Raw genomic sequence first — 6,536 nt, forward strand, 5'->3', positions numbered from 1 at the left:
GTTCGTCAGACGAGCAGGGGGTTCCAGCGCTTGGTGTCGAAGCCGTCGTTCATCGTGTCGGAGAACCAGTCGCCGACCTCGCGGCTCAGGTCGAAGTCGAAGAACTCCTCGCCTGCCCAGTCGGCGATCGAGATGACGTCGGCGACCAGTCCGATGCCGATGGTGACGGGGTGGGGGATGTACCCCACCAGTCCGGCGACGCCCAAGATGGCCTCGACCGGATCGTCGGCGTTGATGATCCCGTCGATCGTGAGGGGGATGTCGACGATCGGGATGAGCTTCGAGATCCGCTTGAATCCCTTGGATTCGAGCAGCCGGCCGAGCTTCTTGTCGAACTCGGCGCCGTTCCACCAGTTCTTCAAGCGGCTCCCACCCTCTCGGAAGGCGGGCCAGTCGATCCTGCCCTCCTTGAGCCCGTCCCAGATCGCCTGGGCGGTGTCCGTGAGGATCCCCCAGCCGGCCAGAAGCGTGCCGCCGAGGTCCTTGAGGGTCTCCCAGAGGCCGTCCTCGGGTTCCGAGACGTCGTCCTGTTCCTGCGCCTCGTCGCGCAGCTGGCGTCCCATCTCCTCGATGGCGGTGTAGAGATCGCGCGCCTCGTTCGAGATGCGCTCCCACTCCGCGTAGAACGCATCGGCGTCAGGCCCCTCCCAGGACGGACGGTTGAAGGCGAACATGCTGTTGCCGACGCGCTTGAACTCGTCCTCCATCGAGTCCGAGCCCCGCTCGAAATCGCGGTAGAGGTCCTGCAGCTGCTCGGTGTCCGCCCCCAGAACTCGCCCATGTCCGTATATCCCCCTGATGAACCCTGCGTGCGCCTGGTGCGCCCACTGCTGGTTCGCAACGGTAAGCGCGCCGAGCGGACGGCGCGATGGGGAGAGCTCCCCATCGGTCGCCACGGCGGGACGAGCCGGGTTCAGCCGCGCTGGCGGGCCGGGACCGGCCAGGCGTGCACCGGCTCGCCGGTGTCCACCGCGGACCGGTAGAGACGGGTCATCTCCGCCAGAGCCTCGGATCGTGTCGCACCGCGCAGCTCGAGCGAGGTGACGGTGTCGATCTGCCAGCGGGCGCCGTTGCGGCCGGTGCGGGCACGCTCGGAGAGGATGCCGTCATAGCGCTCGACCACGTCCGCATCCGCACCGAGGTTCCGCAGTCCCTCCATGGCCTGGGGTATCAGCTGCTCGAGCAGCAGATCCGCCACGCGCACCCTCCCCACCTTGGGCCACCGCACCCGGGCTTCGAGGCCCCACCGGGCGCACTGCTGGAAGGCCTCGGCGGCTTGCTCGAAGCTCATCCGGGACCACAGCGGCCGTCGCTCATGGACCAGCGAGTGGAGGATGCCGTAGAAGAACGCGGCATTCGCGGCCATGTCCGCGGGCGTCGGCCCCGCCGGCAGCAGACGGTTCTCGAGCCGCAGGTGCGGGAGGTCGACGCCGGGGTCGTAGATCGGCCGGTTCCAGCGCCAGACGGTGCCGTTGTGGAGCATGAGCTCATGCAGCCGCGGTGAGGAGCCCTCGGTGAGCAGGGGTTCCTCAGCCATCTCCCGCGACTCGGGGATCAGCGCCGGGAACAGCCGCACGTTCTCCTCGAAGAGGTCGAACATCGAGGTGATCCAGCGCTCGCCGAACCACACCCGCGGGTGTACGCCCTGGGTGGCGAGCTCGGGCGGGCGGGTGTCCAGAGCCTGCACGAAGGTGGGGATGCGCGTCTCGTGCCACAGCCGCCTGCCCAGCAGGAAGGGCGAGTTCGCGGCGAGCGCCACCTGTGGTCCGGCGATCGCCTGAGCGGCGTTCCAGGCGGCGGCGAACTGCTCCGGAGGGACCTGCAGGTGCAGCTGCATCGAGGTGCAGGCGGATTCGGGCGCGATCGAGTCGAACGTCGCGTCCAGGCCCTTGCCCTTCCCCTCGCCCTCGATGCTCAGGTAGATCTCTTCCCCGCGCGCTTCGAGGACGCTCTTCTCGAGCGCCTCGTAGCGGGCGCCCGGGGCGCGCCATTCGTCGCCCGAGAAGAGCTCCTCGGTGATGGTGGGCAGGTGCCCGATGGGGATCACCCGTGCGCCACGGGCCTGGGCGGCGGCATCTGCGCGGTCGATCTTCTCGGTCAGTTCGCGTTCGAGGGCGCGCAGCCCCTCACCCTGCGGGCGGGAGACAGGCAGGTTCGCCTCGAGGTTGTAGCGGCCGATCTCGTGGACGTAGTCCTCGTCGTCCAGATCCTCGAGCAGCAGATCGGAGATCAGGGCTGGAGCCATGGTGTCCGTCTGGGCGAGGTTCATCTCGAGCTCGACCCCGACGGTTCCCTCGTCCACGAACTCGGCCGTGTCCAGGAAGGTCTCGAAGAGGTCGAGGTTCCGACGCAGCTCCCGGCGGTAGCGCGTGCGCTGGGAACGGGTGTACTCGGTGCTGCCGATCTCGCGTCCCATGGTGACCTCCAGTTGGTGGCGGGATGATGGCGCTCATCCAAGCACGTCCGCACCGCGGGCACGTATGCAGATGGCTATTGTGATCGTCTCACCTCACCAGGGCCGGTACCGGCCCTGCCGTCTCCAGAGCGCGCAGGGCCGGGTCGATCCCGTCCGGGCACCCTGGCAGGCCGGCATCAGCTCGGGGTACTCGAGCTCGCCGGGATGGGCACGGCCGTCCTGGTCACGCTGGATCGTGCGCACCAGATGCTCATCGTGCAGGACGTACCCGTTCCAGAAGATCTCGCAGTCGCAGCCGGCGCCCACCTGGCGCAGGCGCCGCACCAGAGCGGTCGCCTGCGGCGCCCGCAGGTCTCGGTAGCGGCGGGCCCAGCGCAGCCCGCGACAGCCGTGCTCGAGCATGCGGAACACGTAGCACAGCAGGCACTCGGGCGGGACGGGGTCGGTCAGCTGAGCCGAGAGATCCCGCAGCATCTCCTCGGCCGCCGTCAGCGGTGTATCGGTCATGACGGCAGTGCACCATCGCAGCCGTCCGCAGCGCCGCGTCCGGGTTCGGGATGTGGATGACCAGGCGTTGTGGAGGAGAGGCCGGGGCCGGAGACGTTGCTGAAGTGACCGCTGCGGAATATCGTGGCAGCACCCATCCGTTCGGCGAAGGAGCCTGCGATGTCGGACCTCAAGCACCGCTACGACCACGTGATCATCGGAGGCGGCATCGCCGCGGACCGAGCGGCCCGGGCGATCCGTGAGGCGGACCCCGACGCCACCATCGCGATCCTCTCTGCGGATCCCCACGCTCCCGTCTACCGCCCGGCCCTGTCGAAGGCCCTCTGGCATGGCGAGGACCCCGATCCTCGCAGCCAGGAATTGCACACCGCGGAGGAGACCGGCGCCGAGCTGTTCACCGGCACCCTGGTCACCGAGCTCCTGCCCGCCTCCCACAGCGTGGTCACCGCCCGCGGGAACCGCACCCATTTCGGGAAGGTGCTGCTGGCCACCGGGGCCTCGCCCCGTCGGCTCCCGGGGCTTCGCGATGACCGGGTCGCCTACCTGCGCACCGTCGGGGATTACCGGCATCTGCGCCGGCTCGCGGTGGACGGTGCCCGCGTCGTGGTGGTCGGTGGCGGGTATATCGGCTCCGAGGTCGCCGCGGCGCTGACCCGCACCGGTGCTGCGGTGACCCTCGCCCATTCCGGAGAGCGGCTCCTGGAGCATCTGTTCCCCGCCTCGATCTCCGACCATGTCCAGCAGACCTTCACCGCGCACGGGATCACCATGGTGCCCGGATTCCGCCTGGCCGGAGTCGATGCCGGTGAGAAGCTCGTGCTGCGTGCGGAGGACGGTCGCAGCCTCGATGCAGATGTCGTCGTGCTGGGCCTGGGCGCGTCACTGAACACCACCCTCGCATCACATGCGGACATCGACCTCGAGCAGGGGGCGGTGGTGGTCGACCCTCAGCTGCGCACCAGCAAGCAGGATGTGTACGCCGCCGGCGACATCGCTCTGTTCGACGACCCGCTGCTGGGGCTGCGACACGTCGAGCACGTCGACCATGCCGAGGCCTCCGGCACCGTCGCCGGCAGGAATATGGCGCGCGCCCTGCTGGACGACTCGCTGGCGCCGGAGGAGTACTCCTATACGCCGCTGTTCTTCTCCGACCTCTTCGACGACGGGTACGAGGCGGTGGGACGACTCGACGCCGAGCTGGAGATGCGCGAGGTGTGGAATGCGGAGCGCAGCGCCGCGGTCGTGTACTACCTCGAGGACGGCGCGGTCGAGGGCGTGCTGCTGTGGAACACCTGGGACTCGGTGCCCCGAGCCAGCGACGTCATCGCCGCCTCACAGGAGGGCCAGCTCCCCGCGGACTCGCTCGAGGAGCAGATCATCCCGGGCGGCTGAGAACTCGGCGCAGTCCCCCCGTACACTTCCTGCGTGGCTGATCAGAACCAGGAAATCCCCGCAGATGCCCCCACCCGGGCCGTGATCCTCGCACGCGGGCTCGGCACCCGCATGCGCCGAGCGGACGACACCGCACAGCTCGATGAGCAGCAGGCCCAGGTGGCCGCCAGCGGGGTGAAGGCCCTGATCGACGTGGGTCGCCCCTTCCTCGACTACGTCATCTCCGTCCTCGCCGACGCCGGCGTCACGGAGCTGTGCCTGGTCATCGGCCCGGAGCACGACATGCTGCGCGAGTACGCCGCCCGCATCAGCGGCGGCCGGGTGAGCGTGACCACCGCGATCCAGGCCGAGCCTCGCGGCACCGCCGACGCCGTCGCCGCCGCCCGCGACTTCGCCGGAGACCAGCGCGTGATCGTGCTGAACTCCGACAACTACTACCCGCGCGAAGCGCTCGCCGCTCTCGCCGCAGCTCCCGGCAGCGCACTGGTCGGCTTCGACCGTGCCGCCCTGGTCCGGAGCTCGAACATCCCCGCCGATCGCATCCGAGCCTTCGCGCTGATTGCAGCCGATGCTGAGGGCCACCTGCGCGACATCGTCGAGAAGCCCGATGACGAGACCCTCGCCGCCTACGGTGAGGACGCCCCGGTCTCGATGAACGCCTGGCTGTTCACGCCCGCCATCTTCGATGCCTGCGAGCGCATCGAGCCGTCGGTGCGCGGGGAGCTCGAGATCATCGACGCCGTCCGCCTGCTGCTGGAGGAGGGAGAGGCGTTCACGGTGGTCCCCGCTGCGGTGGGTGTGCTGGACATGTCCTCCCGCGGCGACGTCGCCGCAGTCCAGGCGGCGCTCGCCGGGATCGAGGTGGCGCTGTGAGCGATGTGCTTGCACAGCTCGCCGCCGGGATCGAGGGGGATTCCGTCTCCTGGTTCGTGCCCGGCCGCATCGAGGTGCTCGGCAAGCACACCGACTACGCGGGGGGACGCTCACTGCTCGCCGCCGTCGACGCCGGCCACACCATCACCGCCACGGCCCGCCCGGATCGGGTGCTGACCGTGCACTCGGAGGTGGTGGGCAGCACCGTCACCGTCGACCTCGACCACCGCGAGGCACGCCCCGCCGGAGCCGACGGTCACTGGGGCGGCTATGTCCGCACCGTGGCCGACCGGCTCGATGCGAACTTCCCGGGCCGTCTGCGCGGCGCGGACATCACGATCAGCTCGACCCTCCCGCTCGCGGCCGGGATGTCCAGCTCCTCAGCGCTCGTGGTCGGGCTCGCCCTGACGCTGATCGACCTGGCCGACATCGCCGACGACGAAGCGTTCACCGCCGAGATCACGACCCCGGAGCAGCTCGGCGAGTACCTCGGCACCGTCGAGAACGGTCAGAGCTTCGGCGCTCTCGAGGGCTACCGCGGGGTCGGGACCTTCGGTGGCAGCGAGGACCACACCGCCATGCTCTGCGGGGTCCAGGACGCCCTGGTGCAGTACTCCTTCTGCCCGGTGCGGCACGAGCGCACCATCGCGTTCGGCCCCGAGCTTGCCTTCGTGGTCGCCGTCAGCGGGGTCGAGGCGGCGAAGACCGGCGCCGCGCTCGGCGCCTACAACCGCGTCTCCCTCGCCGTCACCGAGACGCTGCGCCGCTGGCGCGAGGACTCCGGGCGCGAAGATCGCACCCTCGCTGAAGCAGTCGCGAGCGGTCCCGCGGCGGTGGCCCGGCTGCGAGAGCTCACCGCGGAGGACGAGTACCTTCGAGGCCGCCTGAGCCAGTTCCTCACCGAGTCGGAGAGACTGATCCCCGCCGCCGCGGTCGCCCTCGAGGAGGGGGACCTCGAGGAGTTCGGCCGCCTGGTCGACGAGTCCCAGTCCGGTGCTGAGCAGGGCCTGCGCAACCAGGTGCCCGAGACGATCGCGCTGCAGCGACTCGCCCGCGAGCTGGGCGCCCATGCAGCGAGCGCCTTCGGAGCAGGGTTCGGGGGCAGTGTCTGGGCGCTGGTGCCGACGGACGGCGCCGAGGAGTTCGGGCAGCGCTGGCTGGAGGCCTACCGGGCCGCGCACCCGGAGCGCCAGGGCGCCACCGCGTCGGTCACCCGCCCCGGCGGCGCGGCCCGACGCCTTCCTGTCCTGCCTGGGCGACGTGCTGCGAGGGACGAGCGGTAGGAGCCCAGGCGATCTGGTCCTGCCTGGGCGACGTGCTGCGAGGGACGAGCGGTAGGAGCCCAGGC

Annotated in this window: 6 protein-coding genes; 3 read left to right on the forward strand and 3 right to left on the reverse strand. The window is 70.1% G+C overall.

The features are described 5' to 3' along the window. Positions 1-5 precede the first annotated feature (5 nt). The 3 genes from ACTH43_RS06005 to ACTH43_RS06015 form a co-directional block, all read right to left on the reverse strand. Positions 6-896: a WXG100 family type VII secretion target gene (locus ACTH43_RS06005; protein WP_441444017.1), complete on the reverse strand. Its 891-nt coding sequence runs from the start codon at positions 894-896 to the stop codon at positions 6-8. A gap of 17 nt (positions 897-913) precedes the next feature. Continuing rightward, positions 914-2,416, reverse strand: coding sequence for a glutamate--cysteine ligase (locus ACTH43_RS06010; protein WP_441444018.1), 1,503 nt, complete (start codon positions 2,414-2,416; stop codon positions 914-916). 93 nt (positions 2,417-2,509) lie between these two features. Beyond that, positions 2,510-2,923 (reverse strand): DUF2695 domain-containing protein, encoded by a 414-nt coding sequence (locus tag ACTH43_RS06015; RefSeq protein WP_441444019.1) that lies wholly within the window; start codon positions 2,921-2,923, stop codon positions 2,510-2,512. Between the two features lie 159 nt (positions 2,924-3,082). On the opposite strand from ACTH43_RS06015, the gene ACTH43_RS06020 reads away from it, so the two are divergent. Genes ACTH43_RS06020 through ACTH43_RS06030 form a run of 3 tightly spaced genes read left to right on the forward strand, consistent with a single transcriptional unit; the run spans position 3,083 to position 6,471 of the window. Further along, positions 3,083-4,315 carry an NAD(P)/FAD-dependent oxidoreductase gene (locus ACTH43_RS06020; protein WP_441444020.1) on the forward strand — a complete coding sequence of 411 codons (1,233 nt, stop codon included), beginning with the start codon at positions 3,083-3,085 and terminating at the stop codon, positions 4,313-4,315. A 33-nt stretch (positions 4,316-4,348) separates the two neighbouring features. Next, positions 4,349-5,188: a nucleotidyltransferase family protein gene (locus ACTH43_RS06025; protein ID WP_441444021.1), complete on the forward strand. Its 840-nt coding sequence runs from the start codon at positions 4,349-4,351 to the stop codon at positions 5,186-5,188. Then, complete coding sequence (locus tag ACTH43_RS06030) at positions 5,185-6,471, forward strand: galactokinase family protein (RefSeq protein ID WP_441444022.1); 1,287 nt, start codon at positions 5,185-5,187, stop codon at positions 6,469-6,471. The genes ACTH43_RS06025 and ACTH43_RS06030 overlap by 4 nt, the downstream gene beginning before the upstream one ends. Positions 6,472-6,536 lie beyond the last annotated feature (65 nt).

Origin of the sequence: Brachybacterium sp., assembly GCF_052095815.1 — a bacterium.
Taxonomy (GTDB): domain Bacteria; phylum Actinomycetota; class Actinomycetes; order Actinomycetales; family Dermabacteraceae; genus Brachybacterium.

Coding starts and splice junctions, on each gene's coding strand:
- ACTH43_RS06020 (WP_441444020.1), top strand. CDS start 3,083: ATGTCGGACCTCAAGCACCGCTACGACCACGTGATCATCGGAGGCGGC.
- ACTH43_RS06015 (WP_441444019.1), bottom strand. CDS start 2,923: ATGACCGATACACCGCTGACGGCGGCCGAGGAGATGCTGCGGGATCTC.
- ACTH43_RS06010 (WP_441444018.1), bottom strand. CDS start 2,416: ATGGGACGCGAGATCGGCAGCACCGAGTACACCCGTTCCCAGCGCACG.